We start from the raw sequence: 19,826 nt of genomic DNA, 5'->3' as shown, positions 1-19,826 counted from the left end.
CTCAGACGCCCTTTTTTGCGAGTTTGCCCGGCTCCACGCCCAATTGCTTGAGCTTGCGATACAGGTGGGTGCGTTCCAGGCCGGTCTTCTCGGCCACGCGCGTCATGCTGCCGCCTTCGCGGCCCAGATGGTGCTCGAAGTACATGCGCTCGAAGGCGTCGCGCGCCTCGCGCAGCGGCAGGTCGAACGACAGGTTGAACATGTGGTTGTCGGCGCCGGCCACGGTGGCGCCGCCGCGCACGGAGATCGCCGCCGCCGGGTTGGGCTGGTTGAAGCCCTGCGCTTCCTCGGGCTGGGCCGCCGCCACCGGACGCGGCGCCAACGCCGGCGCGCGCACGGTTTCCTGCGCGCGGGTCAGGCCCTGCTGGACCGCCTTGAGCAGCTTTTGCAGCGCGATCGGCTTCTCCAGGAAATTGAGCGCGCCGATGCGGGTCGCCTCGACTGCCGTATCGATAGTCGCATGGCCCGACATCATGATCACCGGCATGGTCAGCAAGCCGTCGCGCTGCCATTCCTTGAGCAAGGTGACGCCATCGGTATCCGGCATCCAGATATCGAGCAGCACCAGGTCGGGCGCGCCGCCGGCCCGCGCCTCGCGCGCCTGCTGGGCGTTTTCCGCCAGTTGTATCGCATGTCCCTCGTCGCTCAAGATTTCCGAGAGCAACTCGCGGATACCCATTTCATCGTCCACTACCAGAATGTTTGCCATCTTCCCTTGCCTTCCTCATTTCGCCGGCTCATGGCCGGCAATGATTTTTTTAATCAGTGCTTCTCAGGTATTTTGCGACGCCGGTGCTAACTTTAACAGCAAAATCAATACCGACGCGCCACTTCTATCGACATGGTTCTGGATATCGATCCGTCCGCCATGTTCATCGATAATTTTTTTCACCATCGCCAGGCCCAGGCCGGTGCCCTTGGCCTTCGAGGTGATGTACGGCTCGAACGCCCGCGCCAGGATCTTGGGCGCGAAACCCGGACCGTTGTCGGAGATCGCCAGCCGCACCGCCGTGCGCGTGGTGCCGTCCGCGCCCTGATAATGAATGGCTTCGCTGATCACGTCAATGCGCGCTTGCGGCGAACCGGGCGGCAGCTCGGCCATGGCGTCCTGCGCGTTCTGCAGCAGGTTGTGGATGACCTGGCGCAGCTGGGTGGCGTCGCCCATCACCAGCGGCAGGCCGGGCGTGAGCTGCGGATGGATGATGTCGTCGCCCTCGCCGCGCAGGTACAGGTGCAGGATCTCCTCGACCAGCGCGTTCAGGTCCAGCGGTTCCAGCACGGCCGGCGGGGTGCGCGCGTAGTCGCGGAAATCGTCGACCATGCGCTTCATCGCCGCCACCTGGTTGACGATGGTGGCCGTGCCCTTGTTGAGCAATTCATTGTCGGCCCCCGACAGCTTGCCGTCCAACTTCATCTGCAAACGCTCGGCCGACAGCTGGATCGGCGTCAGCGGATTCTTGATCTCGTGCGCTAATCGGCGCGCCACCTCGCCCCATGCGATCGAACGCTGCGCCGAGATCACGTCCGAAATATCGTCGAACACCACCAGGTAGCCGCTGCCGCCGCCCTCGACCGGCAGGCGCGAGCCGCGCGTGAGCAGGGTCAGGTCGTTGTCGTCCAGACTGGCCGAGCGGCGCGGCACCTCGATCTGGCGCTGCCAGTGCATGCGCTGCAGGTTGCGCCCGGCCGCCGACTGCGCGCTCTGCGCCGCGAACGCCGCCACGATGGCGCCGCCGAATTCCTGCAGGCCCTCGATCTCGTCGAGCTTCTGGCCGATCATTGTCACGCCGGCCTGCTGCAGGATGCGCTCGACCGAGTCGTTACAGCTGATCAGGTGGAACTCGTGGTCCAGCACCATCACGCCGGCCGACATATTGGCCAGCACCGATTCCAGGTGGGCCTTGGCGTTCTGCAGCGCGGCGCGGTTGCGCTCGACGGCGCTGCGGGCGTCCGACAGCTGGCGCGTCATGGTGTTGAACGATTGCGTCAATGTGCCCAGCTCGTCCGAGGTGGCGACGATGGGGCGCGGCGACAGGTCTCCTTCGGCCACCGCGCGCGTGCCCTCGGCCAGCAGCAGCAGCGGCTGGGCCAGGTCGCTGGCGATCAGGAACGCGCTGGCGATGGCGCCGAACACCGCCAGCAGCAGGGTCAGCGTCAAGGTCACGATGTACATCTTGCGCAGGCCCACGCGCGCCACGAAGCGTTCCTTGTAGTCCGAATAGGCGCTGCGGATGGTCTCGCCGTCGGCGGCCAGCTGGGCCGGCGCCAGCTGGATCAGCTGCAGGTAGCGCGGCGCCAGGTGCGTGCCGTTGGCCTGCACCCGGTCCGGGATGGCCATCACCACCCGCAGCCGCAGCTGGGTGGCGTTGTCCTGCGGATTGACCGGCGCGTTGATCAGGTTGCTGCGCAGCTCGCTGCCGCCCTCGGGCGCGCCGTAGCCGTCGCCGTCCTTGGCCTTGGCCATCATCTCGCGGGTCGGCAGGTCGGCGCTGAGGTTGCCGCTGCGGCTGGCGCGGGCGCTGATGATCAGGCCGCCGTCGCCGTCGACGATGATGGCGTTCTGCATGCCGCCATGCTCCTTGACCAGGCCGGCCAGGGCGGCCCGCTCGGTGCCGTAGGGCTGTTCGGACAGCTGCTGCACGGTCTGGCTGGCGGTGGCCGTCAGTTCCTTCAGGGCCGCGTCCAGGCCGGCGCGGCTGAGGTTGATGCCGGACTCCAGCGCCTCCTCGACCGGCACGTTGAACCACGAATCGATCGAATGCGAGACGAACTGCACCGAGACCAGGAAGATCACCAGCCCCGGCAGCACGCCGATGGCGGCGAACAGCAGCACCAGCCGCGTCATCAGCTTGGAGCCGAACTTGCCGCTCTTGTAGCGGCCGTACAGGCGGAACAGCGACACCGCCACCAGCAGCAAGAGCGCGCCGGCCACCGCCGCGTTCAGGCCCAGCAGCCAGGCGTAGTAGCGGTCGAAGAAGCCGGAATTGTCGGACGCCGAAGCAAGCAGGAACAGCAGGATACTGACAATGGCGCCGCCGACGACGGAGAAGTACCGCAAGGCAGTGCTCACTTACTCCGCCTTGTACTGGAAGATTTTCTTGTCGGACGCCAGGCGCCACGCATTGCTGTTGAGCGCCGTGACCTTGAGCGGCTTGGACACATAGTTCGGGTCCAGCCCCATGCTCAGCTTGACGTTGTAGGTCTTGCCCACCTCCAGCTGGCCGCGCTGCGCCACCAGCCAGCGGTTGGGGCTGCGGATCAGGAACAGCGCGTCGTCCAGCGACGAGAAGGTCTGGCGCACGTTGCCGTCCACCGTCACATGGTACTGGCGGGTCAGCACGTTGTAGGACAGGCTGATGGTCTGGCGCTTGACGATGGCCTTCTCGTCGAACCAGTACCAGCGCGGCCGCGTGAATTCGATCTCGGTGGTGAAGTACAGGGTCACGCCGTACTGCAGCGTGTCCTCCATGTCGTGGGTCAGCTCGAAACTGTATTTGGCGTTGAGGCGGTAGCCCTCGTCGCTCGCCTCGATCTGCCAGCGGCGGATTTCCACGCCGTCGGCCGCGGCCGCCGTCTGCGGCAGCAGGCAGGCCATCATCAGCAGCAAGGGTCCGATCAGGAGGCGGAAAAATCGTGATGTCACGTGGGGGCCGGTGCTCAAAAGGTCCGTCGGTAGCAAAGAGGCGCCTAAGTCGGCAACTAAACAGGCAAAGCGGTTACGCATTTTTCTGGAACAGCGCGTAGAACAAGCCATCGTGATCCTGCCCTGTGCCACCGGCGGGGAGCAACTGGCCCGGCGCGTCGAGCCGCACGGCCTGGTTGCGTACTGCGAACGCGGCCGCCTGCGCCTCGGATTCCTGCGGCCACAAGGAACATGTCACGAATAGCAATTTACCACCCGGTGCCAGCATCTGCCAAAGGTTGTCGAGGATTTTGGACGAAAGTGTTGCAAGTTGGAGCGTGTCGCCCTTGCGGCGCAGCCAGCGGATATCCGGGTGGCGGCGCACGATGCCGGACGCGGTGCACGGCACGTCGGCCAGGATGCGGTCGAAGGGCACGCCGTCCCACCAGCCGGCGCTCTGGGCGTCGGCGGTGCGCAGCGTGGCCTGCTGGCCGAGGCGTTCCAGGTTCTCGCCGACCCGCGCCAGGCGCTTGGGATCGGCGTCCAGCGCGGTCACGCGGGCGTCGGCCAGCTCCAGGATGTGGCAGGTCTTGCCGCCGGGCGCGGCGCAGGCGTCCAGCACCCGCATGCCGTCCTGGACATCGAGCAGCGGCGCGGCCAGCTGGGCGCCGGCGTCCTGCACCGACACCACGCCGTCGGCGAAGCCGGGAATCAAGCTCACGCCGACCGGCTTGGCCAGGCGCACCGCGTACGGGCCGATCTGGGTGGCCGCCATGCCGGCCGCGTCCAGCGTGGCCAGGTATTGTTCCATCGATGTCTTGCGGGCGTTGATGCGCAGGGTGAGCGGCGGCGCGCTGTTGCCGGTCGCCAGCACGCCCTGCCAGTCCTGCGGCCAGGCCGCCTTGGCCGCGTCGATCCACCATTGCGGGTAGTTCCACTTGGCCACCGGCTGCATCAGCGCGGACTCCAGCAGCGCCTTGCGCTCGCGCAGGAAGCGGCGCAGCACGGCGTTGACCATGCCCTTGGCGCGCGCCGTGTCCGGATGGGCGTCGGCCGCCGTCACGGTCTGGTCGACCACGGTGAATTCCTCGTAGGGCTGGACCTCGTCCGGCGCCGTCATCAGCGCCAGCGCGCAAGCCAGCAGGGCCGCCACCAGCGGCTCCGGCGCCTTGGGCGCCATCAGGCCGATCAGCGCCTCGCTCTGGCCCAGCTGGCGCATGCAGCGGTAGGCGATGTCCTGCATCGCGCCGCGCGCCTGCGGGGTGGCGTCGCCCTTGGCCCAGACCTGGGCCAGCGCCTGCGGCAGGTTGGTGCCGGTGCGGACCTGGGCCACGGCCTGGGCCGCGCCGATCAGGCTATAGGCCAGCGAATCGGGTTTGAGGCCGGTCTGGAAGCTGGTTTGCAGCGCCGGTTTCAGGTCGCGCGCATGGCTGGCGCGCAGCTTGGGCGCTGCCGCCTTGGCGGGGGACTTCAAAGAGAGCGTCGGGCGCTTGTTCATATGCTAATTCCAGGTCTGGCGTGCGGGCGTGATCGCGCAGTATACAGCAGTGCATATGACTAGGGGACGAAGCTGATTGTAACGCTTGTAACGATCGCGCCCCGCTGCGGTGACCCGGCTGCGGCAAACCAGTATAATTACCGCTGTTTGGCCGGTGCCAGCGCGCCGGCCGTTTTCGCTTTCGGATGTATTCATACTCGCGGTTCAGCCGCCAATTTGCTCATGCTCGCCCAACAAAAACAAGATATCACCGCCCTGTTCCAGGCCGCCCTCGCCCCCATCCTGGCCGGCACCGAAGTCGCCGCCAACGTTGTGCTGGAGCGCCCGCGCGACCCGTCGCATGGTGACGTGGCCTGTAACATCGCCATGCAACTGGCCAAGCAGCTGAAAATGAACCCGCGTGAACTGGCCACCAAAGTGGTCGACGCGCTGCTGGCCAATCCGGCCGGCAAGGGCCTGGTGGAATCGGCGGACATCGCCGGCCCGGGCTTCATCAACCTGCGCGTGAGCGCCGCCGCCAAGCAGGCCGTGGTCAAGACCGTGCTGGCCCAAGGCGCGGCCTTCGGCACCGCCGATGCCGGCAAGGGCAAGAGCGTCATCATCGAATTCGTCTCCGCCAACCCGACCGGCCCGCTGCACGTGGGCCACGGCCGCCAGGCGGCGCTGGGCGACGCGCTGTCGTCGCTGTTCGGCTCCCAGGGCTACGCGGTCACCCGCGAGTTTTACTACAACGACGCCGGCGTGCAGATCCAGACGCTGGCCAACTCGGTGCAGGCGCGCCTGCGCGGCTACAAGCCGGGCGACGCCCAATGGCCCGAATCGGCCTACAACGGCGACTACATCGCCGACATCGCCGAAGACTTCAAGCTGAAGAAAACCGTATCGGCCTCGGACGGCTCGCCGGCCACCGCCTCGGGCGACGTCGAAGACATCGAATCGATCCGCCACTTCGCCGTGACCTACCTGCGCAACGAGCAGGACATCGACCTGCAAGCCTTCGGCGTCAAGTTCGACAACTACTACCTCGAATCGTCGCTGTACGCCGACGGCAAGGTCGACGCGGCCGTCGACATGCTCAACAAATCCGGCAAGACCTACGAGGAAGAAGGCGCGCTGTGGCTGCGCACCGAGGACTACGGCGACGACAAGAACCGCGTGATGCGCAAGAAGGACGGCACCTACACCTACTTCGTGCCGGACGTGGCCTACCACATCGTCAAGTTCCAGCGCGGCTTTACCCAGGCGATCAACGTCCAGGGTTCGGACCACCACGGCACCATCGCCCGCGTGCGCGCCGGCCTGCAGGCGGTCAACGTCGGCATCCCGCAGGGCTACCCGGACTACGTGCTGCACAAGATGGTCACCGTGATGAAGGGCGGCGAAGAGGTCAAGATCTCCAAGCGCGCCGGCTCCTACGTGACCGTGCGCGACCTGATCGAATGGTCGGGCGGCGGCGACATCGAAAAAGGCCGCGACGCCGTGCGCTTCTTCCTCATCTCGCGCAAGGCCGACACCGAATTCGTGTTCGACGTCGACGTCGCGCTGAAAACCTCGGACGAGAATCCGGTGTATTACGTGCAGTACGCCCACGCGCGCATCTGCCGCATGCTGGAACAGTGGACCGGCGACGAAGCCTCGCTGGCCAACGTCGACCTGTCGCCGCTGACCGCGCCGACCGAAGCGACGCTGCTGGCCACCCTGGCCGCCTACCCTGAAACACTGGCGCGCGCGCAAGCGGAGCTGGGTCCGCACCAGATCGCGTTCTACCTGCGCGACCTGGCCGCCAACCTGCACAGCTTCTACTTCGCCGAGCGCGTGCTGGTGGACGACGAGGCACTGAAGGCCGCCCGTATCGCGCTGATGGTCGCCACCCGCCAGGTGCTGCGCAACGGCCTGGCGCTGATCGGCGTCTCCGCTCCCAACAAAATGTAATTGCGAAGGACATCCCGCACAATGAATTTCCGCTCCCGCCTTACCCCACGTTCGCGCCAGCACGGCAACACCATCATCGGCATCGTCATCGGCCTGATCATCGGCCTGGCGATCGCGGTCGTCGTCGCCCTGGTGATCAACAAGGGCGCGACGCCTTTCACCGACAAGGGGCGTAGCAGCAAGGCGGTGGAACCGACCGCGGGACAGGCCGCCGATCCGAACAAGCCTATGTACGGCAACAAGGACGCGGTGCGCGAAGCGGCCAAGGACTTTGCCAAGGACACGCCGAAGGAACCGCCAAAAGCGCCGCCTCCGGCCGATCCGCTGCAGGCGGTGGTCGACAAGATCCAGGGCACGCCCGCGCCGGCCGCTCCGGCGCCGGCTCCGGCCGAGAAGCCGAAGGCCGCCCCCGCTGCCACCGCCGCCGTCACCCCGGGTGCGGCCAACGTGGCGCCAACGCCAGCCAAGCCGGCGGCCGACAGCGGCGACGACAAATTCATCTACTACCTGCAGGCCGGCGCCTTCCGCGAGATCGCCGACGCCGAAAGCGCCCGCGCCAAGCTTGCCCTGCTGGGCTTCGAGGCCAACGTCTCCGACCGCGCCACCGACACCGGCGTGCTGCATCGCGTGCGCCTTGGCCCCTTCAACCAGGTCGAAACGATGAACAAGGTTCGTAGCAAGTTGTCTGAAAACGGCGTCGACGTCGCAGTCGTGCGCAATCAAAAATAAGCCAGGAGTATCCAGATGCGATTCATGAAATTCGTGGTTGGTGCATTGATGTTGAGCGTAGCTACCCTGTCGTCGGCCTCCCCGGCCGCGCCGCAGAACGGCGTCGAATTCAAGACGCTGGCCACGCCGCAGCCGGTCGACAGCGGCAAGAAGGTCGAAGTCATCGAGTTCTTCGACTACGCCTGCCCGCACTGCTTCGCCTTCGATCCGACGCTGTCGGCGTGGGTCAAGAAACAGGGCGACAACATCGTCTTCAAGCGCGTGCACATCTCGCGCAGCGGCACCGACCTGCCGCAGGAGAAAATGTTCTTCACGCTGAGCGCCATGGGCCAGCTGACCGACGCCATGCACACCAAGATCTTCACCGAGATGCACGTCAACCATAACCGCATGAGCCGCGACGAGATGGCGTTCGACTTCGTCGCCAAGCAGGGTGTGGACCGCCAGAAGTTCATCGAGACCTATCGCGGCCTGGGCGTGGCCGGCAGCGTGCGCCGCTCGGCATCGATGATGGATGCCTACGGCGTCGATTCATGGCCGATGATCGCCATCGACGGCAAATACGTCACCTCGCCGACCATGGCCAACGAAGGCTCCAAGTCCGCCACCACCGAAGCCGAGCTGCACGCGCAGGCCGTGCAGGTGATGGACTTCCTGGTCGCCAAGGCGAAAGCGGAAAAGAAATAAAGATGAACAAGCAAGGCGCCGGGCCGGAGCGGGTCTTCATCACCGGCGCCTCAAGCGGCCTGGGTGCGGCCCTCGCCGCCGAATACGCCGCGCAAGGCGCCACACTGGGCCTGCTGGCCCGCCGCAGCGAGATGCTGGACCAGCTGATCGCCTCCCTTCCCAACCCTGAACGCCACCGCGCCTACGCGGCCGATGTGCGCGACCACGCCGGCATCGCCGCCGCCGCGCAAGCCTTCATGGCGCACGCCGGCGGCATCGACGTCGTGATCGCCAACGCCGGTATCTCGGTCGGCACGCTCACCGAGTTCGCCGAAGACATCCCCGTGTTCGAAGCCGTCATCGCCACCAACGTGGTGGCCACCGCCGCCACCTTCGCGCCCTTCATCCCGGCGATGAAAGAGCAGATGAAAACGCAGGGCCGGCCGGCGCGGCTGGTCGGCATCGGCAGCGTGGCCGGCATACGCGGCCTGCCCGGCGCCGAAGCGTACAGCGCCTCCAAGGCGGCGGTGATCAGCTACTGCGAATCGCTGCGGCTGGAGCTCAAGCCCCACGGCATCCGCGTCGTCACCATCTGCCCCGGCTACATCGACACGCCGATGACGCAGGTGAATCCCTACCCGATGCCCTTCCTGATGGCGCCCGACAAATTCGCCGCCAAGGCCGCGCGCACCATCGCCGCCGGCAGCAGCTACAAGGTGATCCCGTGGCAGATGGGCATCGTCGCCAAGGTGCTGCGCATGCTGCCGAATGCACTGTACGACCTGGCCTTCGCCAAGGCGCCGCACAAGCCACGCAAGGCCGCGCCATGAGCCTCGACGCCGCCGCCATCCACGGCCACTGCGCCACCAGCGCCACGCACGTGGCGATAGAAACCGTCGCCGAAACCGGCTCCACCAACGCCGACCTGCTGGCCCGCGTCGACACGCTGGCCGGCCCCGTGCTGCGCATCGCCGACAACCAGACGGCGGGCCGTGGCCGCGCGGGCCGCAGCTGGCTGTCCGCGCCCGGCGCCGCGCTGATGTTCTCGCTGGCCTGGCGCTTCAAGGGACCGCTGCACCGGATGTCCGGCCTGCCGATGGCGGTCGGCGTCGCGCTGGCCGAGACCATCGCCTCGCTGGGCGTGCCGGTGCAGATCAAGTGGCCCAACGACCTGCTGCGCGACGGTAAAAAACTGGCCGGCATCCTGGTCGAGACCCAGACCTCGCGCCACGACAACGCCATCTGGGCCGTGATCGGCGTCGGCATCAACCTGATCATGCCGGACGAGCTGGAAGCGCAGATCGGCCGCGAAGTGGCCGCCGCGCCATGGCTGGCCAAGATGGACCGCAACCAGCTGATGGCCGCGCTGCTCAGCCGCCTGGCCGCCGTGCTGGCCGAATTCGACGACACCGGCTTCGCCCCCTTCGCCGAGCGCTGGAACGCGCTGCATGCGTGGCGCGGCCAGGACGTGGTCATTCTCGACAACGGCAAAGTGCTGCAGCAGGGCCGCGCCGCCGGCGTCGACGCCATCGGCCGCCTGATGCTCGACACGGAGCAGGGCCGCGCCGAAGTGCTGTCCGGTGATGTCTCGCTGCGCTTATCGTCAACCTTCGCCACCTCTATCGGACTATCATGATTCTACTGATCGACGCCGGCAACACCCGCGTCAAATGGGCGCTGGCCGAATTGGGCACGGCGCCCGGCACATGGATCGCCCACGGCGCCGTCATGCACGCCGACCTGCAGCAGCTGGAACTGCACCTGAGCGAAGCGGTGGCCGACCGCGGCGTCGACCGCATCGTCATCGCCAACGTGGCCGGCGGCGCCCTGCGCGTGCAGCTGGAGTATGTGCTGCAGCGGACCTTCCCCGCCATGATCTTGCCGGAGCACGCCATCGAATGGTTTGCCTCCTTGCCGGCGCTGGCCGGCGTGACCAACGGCTACCGGAATCCCGCGCAGCTGGGGTGCGACCGCTTCGCCGCCGCCATCGCCGGCCACACGCTGGCGGCCGGGCGCGAAGTCATCGTCGCCAACTGCGGCACCGCCACCACCATCGACGCCATCACGGCCGACGGCATGTTCCTGGGCGGGATGATCCTGCCGGGACTGGGCCTGATGGCCAGCTCACTGGCGCGCAACACGGCGCAGTTGCCGCAAATTGCGCAAGACGGTAAGCTGCCGGACGGATTCGCCGACAATACCGACGACGCCATCCTGAGCGGCTGCCTGGCCGCGCAGAGCGGCGCCATCGAGCATGCGTACGCGCGGCATGGCGCCAGCGAGTGCATCATTTCCGGCGGCGCGGCGCCATATATCGCGCCGATGCTGAAGGTGCCCTACCGTATCGTCGAGAACATCGTGTTAATCGGTTTGCATGCTGCCGCCGGCAGCGCCGAATAAGCTCGCAAGGGAAGCTTCGTGCTGAAATTTATTTTCTGGTCGCTGGTCGCCATCAATGCCGCGCTGTTCGCGTACGGCAAAGGTTATCTCGGCCATTTCAGCGGCAACGAGCGCGAGCCGGAGCGCATGCTCAACCAACTCAACGCCGGCAAGCTGGCCATCATCTCCGCCGAGAAGGCCAACGACGCCTCGGCCGCGACGGCCGCCGCAGCCAGCGCCGCCGCGGCGGCCAAGCCGGCGCCCGAGGTGCTGGCCTGCGTGGAAATCGGCAGCTTCGTGCTGGCCGACGCGCGCCGTTTCGAAACCCAGCTGGCGCCGCTGAATTTGGGCGACCGCCAGTCGCGCCACAACCTGCCGGGCACCGAGGTATCGAGCTATATCGTTTATATGCCGCCGCAGGGCAGCAAGGAAGGCGCCGACAAGAAAGCGGCCGAACTGCGCGCGCTGGGCGTGACCAACTACTTCATCATGAACGACAACTCGCCGCTGCGCTGGGGGATTTCGCTGGGCGTGTTCAAGACCGAAGGCGCGGCGCAGAACCAGCTGGCGGCGCTGATGAAGCAAGGCGTACGCACCGCGCGCGTGGCGCCGCGCATGAGCGGCAGCAAACTGCTGGCCTTCCAGTTCCGCGACGTGGACATGGAACTCAAGGCCAAACTGGAACAACTGCGCGCCGGCTATCCGAACGCGCAAAGCCACGCCTGCAAGTAAGATCAGCGCCGCCGCATGGCGACGACGTTCTGGCCTTGGGCGTTGTAGACATCGCGGCGACGCTTGAGAAAATCCGGTAGCTCAGCGTCGACCGCCAGCTCAAAACCGGCGGCTGAATAAAAGCCAACCAGATGCGCATACGGCAAACAGAACGCCTGCCGCCTTTCAAGGACAGGCAGGCAAGCCGCCAGCAATCGGGCGCCGATGCCCTGCCGTTGAAACGCGCCTCGAATCTGCATGCCACGCAGGACCGTGACTCCCTCTTCGGTGCAAAGGCGGACCGCACCAACCAACGCACCACAATCTTTCGCGACGATGACGATATCCGCCGGATCGATTGCGGCGCCATAGCCTGCTTCGGCATACAAGCTCGCGACATCCCCAAGTTCGGACTGGGTAGCTTCAAGAATCTCCATCAAAATTCGCTTTCATCTATCTGTGCGTCCCAATCCGCCCTGGAGTGATCGCTTAACGGGTAGCGATGATGATAATGTCAGAATCGCAGTTCCGGTAGTGGATCACGATGATGAAGATACGCCGCAGCCGCGCCATGGACGTGAAGCCCAGTTCCATCGTTGCGCGGTCGGCGCGGTTCTTCATCGTCAGGTCCACCCGCGACTCGGTGCTGACCGGAATATTCATCGCCTTGAGCGCGGCCTTGGGATTGGCCATGAGCGCCAGCGCCATCTCCGGATCCAACTCGGCCCGGTGGACCGACTCCACCTCGCCCGAGTCCGGATTCATTTCAGCAAACAGTTTGCGCAGTGCATCGGTATCGTCCTGGATTTCCATGATTACCTCCATCGTTAGTGGAATTCCAGTCTAGCCAGCGAACTCGGGGGGACCATTGATGTAGCACATGGTCCCCCAAGGCCGCCGCGCTGCCGCATCACGCGCCGAAGCCGCCGTCGATCGACAGGCTGGCGCCGGTGATGTAGCCGGCTTCCGGCCCCGCCAGGTACGACACGAAACCGGCGATCTCCTCCACCGAACCATAGCGCGGCAAGGCCATCATGGCTTTCAGGGCGCCGGCGAAATCGCTGCCATCCGGGTTCATCTCGGTATCGACCGGGCCTGGCTGCACATTGTTGACGGTGATGCCGCGCGGGCCGAGGTCGCGCGCCAGGCCCTTGGTCAGGCCGACCAGCGCCGACTTGCTCATCGCGTAGGTCGCGGCGCCGGCGAACGGCACGCGATCGGCATTGGTGCTGCCGATGGTGATCACGCGTCCGCCCTGCCCCATGTGACGCGCGGCTTCCTGGGTCGCCACGAACACACTGCGCACGTTGACGGCCAGCGTGCGGTCGAAGTCCTCCAGCGTGAAGTCTTCCAGCGGCGCGATCGCCAGCACGCCGGCGTTGTTGACCAGGATGTCGATGCGGCCGTGGGCTTCCGCCGCGTTGCGGATGGCGGCCTTCAGCGCGGAGGCGTCGGCGCTGTCGGCTTTGACGGCTTGCGCCTTGCCGCCAGCGGCCTCGATCTCCGCCACGACTTGCGCGGCCCTGTCGGCCGAGCTGGAATACGTCAACACGACGGTGGCGCCGTCGCGCGCCAGCCGTTTTGCGATGGCCGCGCCGATGCCGCGCGAGCCGCCTTGTACAAATGCGATTTTACCGTTGTTCATGTGATGCTCCTGTTGGTGATTTGGAGCCTTCAGTATCCGCCTCGGATTATGTCGTGACTAGACGGTAATTGCTATAAGCAGTTGATCCAATTGGTTTAAAATGAAAACCATGGAAACCATGATCAGCATCGAGTGTTTTGTGCGCAGCGCGGACGCGGGCAGCTTCTCCGAAGCCGCGCGCCGGCTCGGCCTGACGCCAGCCGCCGTCGGCAAGAACGTCGCGCGACTGGAGGCGCGGCTGGGGGTGCGCCTGTTCCAGCGCAGCACGCGCAGCCTGTCGCTGACGGAGGCGGGACAGCAGTTCCTCGATGAAGTGGGCGGCAGCCTGTCGACGATACAGAACGCGGTCGCCAACCTGGCCAGCGCCGGCGGCCAGCCTGCCGGCACGCTGCGGGTCAGCATGCCGGTCAACTTTGGCCGCCAGTACATCGTGCCGATGCTGGGCGATTTTTTGCAGCGCTATCCCGCCATCTCGCCCGACTGGGCTTTCGACAATCGCCCGGTGGACCTGATCGCGCAAAGCTTCGACGCCGCGCTGGGCGGCGGGATCGACTTGTCGCCCGGCGTGGTGGCCCGCAGACTGGCGCCGGCCAACCGGGTGCTGGTGGCGTCGCCGGCCTACCTGGCCGAACATCGCGCGCCGAAATCGCCCGCCGACCTGCATGAGCATGACGGCATTCTGATCCGCTCACCGCAAACGGGGCGGATACGTCCGTGGGCGCTGACCAATCGCAGCAAGCAGCAGGCGCCCATCACGCTGCGCGTCCGCATGACGATGAGCGATCCCGGCGCAGCCTGCGACGCGGCGGCCCTGGGCCTGGGTGTCGCCTTGATCAACTACTCGGAATCGCTCGCGCATCTGGAAGCGGGGACGCTGGTGCGCGTGCTGCCAGGCTGGCATGTGGATGGCGGCGACGTATCGATCTACTATCCGGCGCAGAAGCTACTGCCGGCCAAGACGCGGGCCTTCGTGGAATTTGTCGTCGAGCGCTTCCGCACCGAGCGGCTGGCGCAATTGCTGTCGGCGGATTAGCCTCCAGCCGCATTCAAAATAATCTGGCAAACTATCGGCTTACTTTCAATGCCGCCTTCTATATGGAACAATTCATCGTCCTGATCTTCCCCGTATTTTTCCTGCTGATGGTGGCGGAATTCGCGTATGGGTGGGCGAAACGGCGCAATACGTATCGCCTCAACGATGCGCTGAGCAGCCTCAGTCAGGGCTTGATCAGCCAACTCGTCGCGGTGCTCACGCAGCTGTTTCAGATCGGCCTCTATGCCTGGGCATTCGACAAGGTCCGCCTGGTGTCGCTCACCGAGTTTTGGCCGGCGTGGTACGGCTGGGTCGCCGCCGTCGTGCTGTTCGATTTTTGCGACTACTGGCTGCACCGCATGGGCCACGAGTGCGCCGTCATGTGGGCCGCGCACCAGGTCCACCATCAAAGCCAGGACTTCAATTTCTCCACCGCGCTGCGGCAGGAAAGCTCGGTGATCTTCATCGGCTGGGCCTTCTATCTGCCGATGGCGCTACTGGGCGTGCCGCCGGAGCAGTTCGCGGTGGCCGGCCTGATCGTGCTGCTGTATCAGTTCTGGATACACACCGAACATATCGGAAAACTCGGCTGGTTCGACCGCGTGTTTTCCTCGCCCTCCAACCATCGCGTGCATCACGCGGTGAACGACCAATACCTCGACAAGAATTATGGCGGCATGCTGGTCATCTGGGACCGCATGTTCGGCACCTTCGCCGAGGAACGGGAGCCGTGCGTGTACGGCACGCGCAGTCCGTTGAACAGCTGGGACCCTGCCTGGGCCATCGTGTCGGAGTACTGGGTCTTGCTGAACCTCTCCCGGCAGGCAAAGCGCTGGTCCGATAAAGTGAAGATCTGGTTGATGCATCCGGGCTGGCGTCCCGCCGATCTCGCACTGCCAGGCAAGCCATTCGACCTCGAAGCCGCCAAGCAAAGCTACGATCCGCCGCTGACTACGCGGAAGCGCTGCATAGCGGCGGCGCAGTTTGGCCTGTGCGTGATGGCCGCCGCCGGGTGCCTGTGGCATTCGGCGGCGCTGTCCTACGCGCGTTCCGCGCTGGCGATTACGGCGGCAATGGGAGGTTTCTGGGCGCTGGGCGCATACATGCAGGGACGCTTGTCGGCCGCCTGGATGCTGGTCGTCGACCTGGTTGAGGTGGCGACAACAGCCGCCGTATTGTGGCCGGTCCTGTAACCGGATCAGCGCTGGACGACGATGGGCTTGAGGTGCAACGCTGACGGCAGCCCTTGCGCCGCCTGGAGCGCTTCCTGGCGGGTCGCAAACGGGCCGGTGAACAGGCGGTACACGGTGCCGCCCTGCGTCACTTCCAGTCCATTCAATCCCTTGCCGGACAATTTTCCGCGCACCGCTTCCGCGTTCTCGGCGCGCGAGTAGGCGCCTAGTTGCAAATAAAAGCCGCCCTTTGCGGTGCTGGCGGCCAGCGTTTCGGCATCGGCCGGTGCGCGGTCGGTCAGCATCACCGCCGCCGCAGCAGCATCGGAGGATGCCGCTGCCGGCATGGCCTTCGGCGCCAGCACCAGCGGCTCGCCGCTCAAGGTTGTCGATGGCGTCAGCAACAGCGGACCGCCACCCAGGCCGCCCGACGACGCCTTCTGCGACGAAGACTGCGACTGCAGGCGCGGCGACACCGTGCCCGAAACGCCGGCCCGCGTGGCCAGCATGCGGTCCACTTCATCCGGCAGGATGCGTTCGATCTGCAGCTCGTGGCTGCCCTTGCCCAGCAGGCCCAGTTTCAGCGCCGCCGTGTACGACACGTCGATGGCGCGGTTGGCATGGAACGGCCCACGGTCGTTGATACGCACGATAACCACCGCGCCGCTCACCAGGTTCGTCAACCGCGCGTAGGAAGGAATCGGCAGCGTCGGATGCGCGGCCGTCATCTTGTACATGTCGTAGATTTCGCCGGACGAGGTGCGCTGGCCGTGGAACTTCTTGCCGTACCAGCTGCCGATGCCGATCTGCGTGAACGGTTGGTTGCCGGTGATCGGCGTGTAGGTCTTGCCGAAGACGACGTAGGGACGGTTGGAGTAAGGCAGCAGCGGATCGTTGCGCACGTCGGCGTCCGGCACGTCGGCCAGGTTGGCGGGCGGCGAGTCGCCGGGACCGTCGTCCTGGTAGTAGCCGCCACGTCCCGAATTCGCCGGCGGCAGCGCAGGCAGGCCGCCATCCGGCTTGGCGTTGGACGGCGCCTTGATCACCGGCTTGGATGTACGGGGCGTCTTGGACAGCGTGCCGGTATCGGTGACCGTCGGCGCTGTGCCGCAGCCGACCAGCGCCAGCATGGCCAGCGTGGTGCAGACATTCAAAATACGGCTACGGGTCATACGCATCACTTCATCCTTACGATTTTTTACGCGCCGGCGGCACTGGCTGCACGGTCGGCGGCGCGGCTGCCGGAGCAGGCGCGGTTGGTGCCGTTGGTGCCGCTGGTGCTGGCGGTGCGGCAGGCGCCGCCGGAGCGCGCCGTTCGAATTCGGCCGCCGCGGCCTGCTCTTCAAGCGTCTGCCCTTCCACCGGCAGCACCGTCTCAGCGTCTTCCTTCGGCACCTTGGTGGTGTCTTTTTCAGCCGGACGTTTGCCCAGCAGGTAATAGTCCAGCGCCTTGCGGGCGATCGGCGCCGCTTCCGCGCCGCCCTTGCCGGCGTTTTCCACCACCAGCGCCAGCACGATGCGCGGCTTGTCCGCCGGCGCGAACGCCGTGAACAGCGCGTTGTCGCGCAGGCGCTCGGCCAGCCTGGCGGCGTTGTACTTCTCACCCGAACGGATAGTGATCACCTGCGCGGTGCCGGTCTTGCCGCCCACCGTGTAGCCGGCGCCGGCGAAGGCGCGCACCCCGGTGCCACCCGCTTCCGTGGTCACTCCGACCATGGCATTTTTGACAAAGTCGATATTCTCCTGCTTCAGCGGAATCCGATAGCTTTCCTTGGCCACCGTCAGCTTGCGGCTGCGCGTCGCGCTGTCCTCCACAATCTTGACCAGGTGCGGCTTCATCACCACGCCATTGTTGGCCAGGTTGGCCACCGCATGCGCGATCTGCAAAGGCGTGTAGGCGTTGTAGCCGGAACCATTGCTGACCGAGATGGTATCACCACCCACCCACTTCCCTGCCGCACCCTTGAACCGCTTGCGCTTCCACTCCTGCGACGGCAGCACCCCGGTCTTTTCGTTTTCCAGGTCGATGCCGGTCTGCTGGCCGAAGCCGAACGGTTTCATGAAGTCGGTAATGGCGTCGATGCCCATGTCGTGGCCCAGCGCGTAGTAGTAGGTATTGCAGGAGACGACGATGGACTTGTGCATGTCCACCGAGCCGTGGCCGCCGACCACGTCGTCGCGGAACTGGTGGCCGCCGAGGTTATAGAAACCCGGATCGTAGGTCACCTGGCTCGGCGTGCGCTTGCCCAGCTCCAGCGCGGCCAGCGCCATGAAGGGCTTGAAGGTGGAACCCGGCGCGTAGGTGCCGGACAGCGGACGGTTCACCATCGGCCGGTCCAGCGAGGTATTGAGGTCGTTCCAGCTTTGCGCGTCGATGCCGTCAACGAACAGGTTCGGATCGTAGCCGGGCCGCGACACGTAGGCCAGGATGTCGCCGGTGGACGGCTCGATCGCCACCAGCGCGCCGCGCCGTTCGCCGAAGGCTTCCTCCACCACTTTCTGCAGCTCGATGTCGATCGACAGGATCAGGTTACTGCCCGCCACCGCCGCCGTGCGCGACAAGGTGCGGACGGCGCGGCCGCCCGCCGACACTTCCACTTCCTCGTAGCCGGTGGTGCCGTGCAGCTGCTTCTCGTAGCTCTTCTCCAGGCCCTCCTTGCCGATATGGTCGGTGCCCTTGTAGTTGGCGGCATCATCGGCGTCCGCGATGGCCTCGGCCTCGGCGCGGCTGACGCGGCCGATAAAGCCAATCACGTGCGACGCCGTCTCGCCCAGCGGGTATTGACGGAACAGGCGCGCCTGCACCTCCACGCCGGGGAAGCGGAAACGCTGCGCCGCGAAGCGCGCCACTTCCTCGTCGGTCAGGTGGCTGCGCAACGGCACGCCCTCGAAGCCCTTGGATTCCTCCAGCAGCTTCTTGAAGCGCTTGCGGTCCTTGACCTCGATCTCGACCAGCTTGGACAGCTCGTCGATGGTTTCGTCCAGCGTCGCCGTCAGCTTGGACGGCGTGATCTCCAGCGTGAAGGCCGAGTAGTTGCGCGCCAGGACCACACCGTTGCGGTCCATGATCAATCCGCGATTGGGCACGATGGGCACGAGGGCGATGCGGTTCTCCTCCGCCTTGACGGCGAAGTCGCTGTGCTTGACCACCTGCAGCCAGATGAAGCGCGCCAGCAGCAGGCCGAAACACAAGAACACCAGCGCGCCCAGCACCGTGATGCGGAAGCGGAACTGCTGGAGCTCGCGCTCCGTATCCTTAATCTCCGTCATACCGCCGCTCCCCAGGCCTGCGGCGCGAGCCGCCTGTCCTGCACGCGCATCAGGTCTGCACCAATTTGCGGTGGCGCTGGACGCTCATCAGGATGCCCGCGCCCAGGCCCAGCGTCAGCAGCGCGGTGCCGCCGTAGCTCATGAACGGCAGCGGCACGCCGACCACCGGCACGATGCCGCTGACCATGGCCATGTTGACGAAGGCGTAGGTAAAGTAAATCATCGTGATGGAGCCGGCTAGCAGGCGGGTAAACAAGTTGGGCGCGTTCCCGGCGATCATCAGGCCGCGGCCGATCAGCAGCAGGTACAGGAACATCAGCACCAGGTTGCCGGTCAGGCCGAACTCCTCGGAGAACACGGCGAAAATAAAGTCGGTGGTGCGTTCGGGGATGAATTCAAGGTGGGCCTGCGTGCCATGCGTCCAGCCCTTGCCGGACACGCCGCCCGAGCCGATGGCGATCATCGACTGGATAATGTGGAAGCCCTTGCCCAGCGGTTCGAGATACGGATCGATCAGCGTCAGCACGCGGTCGCGCTGGTAGTCGTGCATCCCCACGGTCCAGATCACCGGCAGGCTGGCGAGGGCTGTGACGAACAGCGCGATCAAAGCCCGCCACGCCAGGCCGGCCAGGAAGATCGCGCAAAAGCCGGCGGCCACCACCAGCAAGGCGGTGCCCAGGTCCGGCTGCTTGACGATCAGTGCCACCGGGATCGCCAGCAGCACGGCGGCGATGGCGTAATCCTGCCAGCGCAAATGGCCGGCGCGCTGCTGGAAGAACCACGCCAGCATCAGCGGCATGGCGATCTTCATGAATTCGGACGGCTGGATGTCCACGCCCACATGCAGCCAGCGCCGCGCGCCCAGCTTGACGGTGCCGAACAGCGCCACGGCGACCAGCAGCGCCACCGCGACCACATAGGCCGGCACGGCGATCCGCATCATCATCTGCGGCGTGATATTGGCCACGAACCACATCACCATGAAGGCCAGGAAGATGTTGCGCATCTGGTCCTCCACCTTGCCGGGAATGCCCAGGCCGGCCGAGTACAACGTCACCAGGCCGACCGACAGCAGCGCGCAGATGATCAGCATCAGCGGCAGGTCGAACACGGTGAAGTACGGGCGAAGACGGCGCCCCAGGGAGCGCCTTTCGTTGATACGCATGCTG

19 protein-coding genes are annotated in these 19,826 nt (G+C 65.8%); 9 read left to right on the top strand and 10 right to left on the bottom strand.

The window, feature by feature from the left end:
• Position 1 precedes the first annotated feature (1 nt).
• From ACUJB0_RS09525 to rsmB, 4 genes are all read right to left on the bottom strand, one after another.
• The gene (locus ACUJB0_RS09525; RefSeq protein ID WP_444845017.1) at positions 2 to 709 is read right to left on the bottom strand and encodes a response regulator; all 708 of its coding nucleotides are present in this window, start codon (positions 707 to 709) and stop codon (positions 2 to 4) included.
• A 63-nt stretch (positions 710 to 772) separates the two neighbouring features.
• Positions 773 to 3,070 (bottom strand): sensor histidine kinase, encoded by a 2,298-nt coding sequence (locus ACUJB0_RS09520; RefSeq protein ID WP_444845016.1) that lies wholly within the window; start codon positions 3,068 to 3,070, stop codon positions 773 to 775.
• Positions 3,071 to 3,724: a DUF4390 domain-containing protein gene (locus ACUJB0_RS09515; protein ID WP_444845015.1), complete on the bottom strand. Its 654-nt coding sequence runs from the start codon at positions 3,722 to 3,724 to the stop codon at positions 3,071 to 3,073.
• Positions 3,717 to 5,120: a 16S rRNA (cytosine(967)-C(5))-methyltransferase RsmB gene (rsmB, locus tag ACUJB0_RS09510; RefSeq protein ID WP_444845014.1), complete on the bottom strand. Its 1,404-nt coding sequence runs from the start codon at positions 5,118 to 5,120 to the stop codon at positions 3,717 to 3,719. The genes ACUJB0_RS09515 and rsmB overlap by 8 nt, the downstream gene beginning before the upstream one ends.
• Before the next feature lie 222 nt (positions 5,121 to 5,342).
• Between rsmB and argS the strand changes: the two genes are divergently transcribed.
• The 7 genes from argS to ACUJB0_RS09475 are packed head-to-tail and all read left to right on the top strand — an operon-like array spanning position 5,343 to position 11,558.
• A complete protein-coding gene (gene argS, locus ACUJB0_RS09505) occupies positions 5,343 to 7,052 on the top strand; it encodes an arginine--tRNA ligase (RefSeq protein WP_444845013.1) in 1,710 nt (569 codons plus the stop codon).
• A gap of 21 nt (positions 7,053 to 7,073) precedes the next feature.
• Positions 7,074 to 7,781: an SPOR domain-containing protein gene (locus ACUJB0_RS09500; RefSeq protein WP_444845012.1), complete on the top strand. Its 708-nt coding sequence runs from the start codon at positions 7,074 to 7,076 to the stop codon at positions 7,779 to 7,781.
• Between the two features lie 15 nt (positions 7,782 to 7,796).
• On the top strand, positions 7,797 to 8,468 hold the full coding sequence (locus tag ACUJB0_RS09495) for a thiol:disulfide interchange protein DsbA/DsbL (protein ID WP_444845011.1): 672 nt from the start codon (positions 7,797 to 7,799) through the stop codon (positions 8,466 to 8,468).
• 2 nt (positions 8,469 to 8,470) lie between these two features.
• On the top strand, positions 8,471 to 9,277 hold the full coding sequence (locus ACUJB0_RS09490; RefSeq protein WP_444845010.1) for an SDR family oxidoreductase: 807 nt from the start codon (positions 8,471 to 8,473) through the stop codon (positions 9,275 to 9,277).
• Complete coding sequence (locus tag ACUJB0_RS09485) at positions 9,274 to 10,083, top strand: biotin--[acetyl-CoA-carboxylase] ligase (RefSeq protein ID WP_444845009.1); 810 nt, start codon at positions 9,274 to 9,276, stop codon at positions 10,081 to 10,083. Before ACUJB0_RS09490 ends, ACUJB0_RS09485 begins: the two co-directional genes overlap by 4 nt.
• A complete protein-coding gene (locus ACUJB0_RS09480) occupies positions 10,080 to 10,847 on the top strand; it encodes a type III pantothenate kinase (RefSeq protein ID WP_117012836.1) in 768 nt (255 codons plus the stop codon). Before ACUJB0_RS09485 ends, ACUJB0_RS09480 begins: the two co-directional genes overlap by 4 nt.
• An 18-nt stretch (positions 10,848 to 10,865) precedes the next feature.
• Complete coding sequence (locus ACUJB0_RS09475) at positions 10,866 to 11,558, top strand: SPOR domain-containing protein (RefSeq protein ID WP_444845008.1); 693 nt, start codon at positions 10,866 to 10,868, stop codon at positions 11,556 to 11,558.
• A 2-nt stretch (positions 11,559 to 11,560) separates the two neighbouring features.
• Here ACUJB0_RS09475 and ACUJB0_RS09470 read toward each other — a convergent pair whose 3' ends face one another.
• The 3 genes from ACUJB0_RS09470 to ACUJB0_RS09460 all read right to left on the bottom strand — a co-directional run bounded on the left by ACUJB0_RS09470 (position 11,561) and on the right by ACUJB0_RS09460 (position 13,182).
• Entirely contained in the window at positions 11,561 to 11,974 is a 414-nt protein-coding gene (locus ACUJB0_RS09470) for a GNAT family N-acetyltransferase (protein ID WP_444845007.1), read from the bottom strand.
• Positions 11,975 to 12,026: 52 nt separating this feature from the next.
• Complete coding sequence (locus tag ACUJB0_RS09465; protein WP_161083947.1) at positions 12,027 to 12,350, bottom strand: hypothetical protein; 324 nt, start codon at positions 12,348 to 12,350, stop codon at positions 12,027 to 12,029.
• Positions 12,351 to 12,447: 97 nt separating this feature from the next.
• Positions 12,448 to 13,182, bottom strand: a complete 735-nt coding sequence (locus ACUJB0_RS09460; protein ID WP_444845006.1) for a 3-oxoacyl-ACP reductase family protein — start codon at positions 13,180 to 13,182, stop codon at positions 12,448 to 12,450.
• A gap of 109 nt (positions 13,183 to 13,291) precedes the next feature.
• Here ACUJB0_RS09460 and ACUJB0_RS09455 point away from each other — a divergent pair, with 109 nt between their 5' ends.
• Positions 13,292 to 14,215, top strand: a complete 924-nt coding sequence (locus ACUJB0_RS09455; RefSeq protein ID WP_444845005.1) for a LysR family transcriptional regulator — start codon at positions 13,292 to 13,294, stop codon at positions 14,213 to 14,215.
• Positions 14,216 to 14,277: 62 nt separating this feature from the next.
• Positions 14,278 to 15,408: a sterol desaturase family protein gene (locus ACUJB0_RS09450; protein WP_444845004.1), complete on the top strand. Its 1,131-nt coding sequence runs from the start codon at positions 14,278 to 14,280 to the stop codon at positions 15,406 to 15,408.
• 5 nt (positions 15,409 to 15,413) lie between these two features.
• Here ACUJB0_RS09450 and ACUJB0_RS09445 read toward each other — a convergent pair whose 3' ends face one another.
• Genes ACUJB0_RS09445 through rodA form a run of 3 tightly spaced genes read right to left on the bottom strand, consistent with a single transcriptional unit; the run spans position 15,414 to position 19,822 of the window.
• Positions 15,414 to 16,565 (bottom strand): septal ring lytic transglycosylase RlpA family protein, encoded by a 1,152-nt coding sequence (locus tag ACUJB0_RS09445; protein WP_444845003.1) that lies wholly within the window; start codon positions 16,563 to 16,565, stop codon positions 15,414 to 15,416.
• A 10-nt stretch (positions 16,566 to 16,575) separates the two neighbouring features.
• Positions 16,576 to 18,657, bottom strand: coding sequence for a penicillin-binding protein 2 (gene mrdA / locus ACUJB0_RS09440; RefSeq protein ID WP_444845002.1), 2,082 nt, complete (start codon positions 18,655 to 18,657; stop codon positions 16,576 to 16,578).
• A 49-nt stretch (positions 18,658 to 18,706) separates the two neighbouring features.
• A complete protein-coding gene (gene rodA, locus ACUJB0_RS09435; RefSeq protein WP_444845001.1) occupies positions 18,707 to 19,822 on the bottom strand; it encodes a rod shape-determining protein RodA in 1,116 nt (371 codons plus the stop codon).
• Positions 19,823 to 19,826: the final 4 nt, after the last annotated feature.

Origin of the sequence: Duganella caerulea (genome assembly GCF_040362985.1) — a bacterium.
GTDB classification, from domain to species: Bacteria; Pseudomonadota; Gammaproteobacteria; order Burkholderiales; family Burkholderiaceae_D; genus Rugamonas; species Rugamonas vulcania.
The sequence above is the reverse complement of the archived record's forward strand: the minus strand, read 5'-3'. Positions and strand labels throughout refer to the sequence as shown.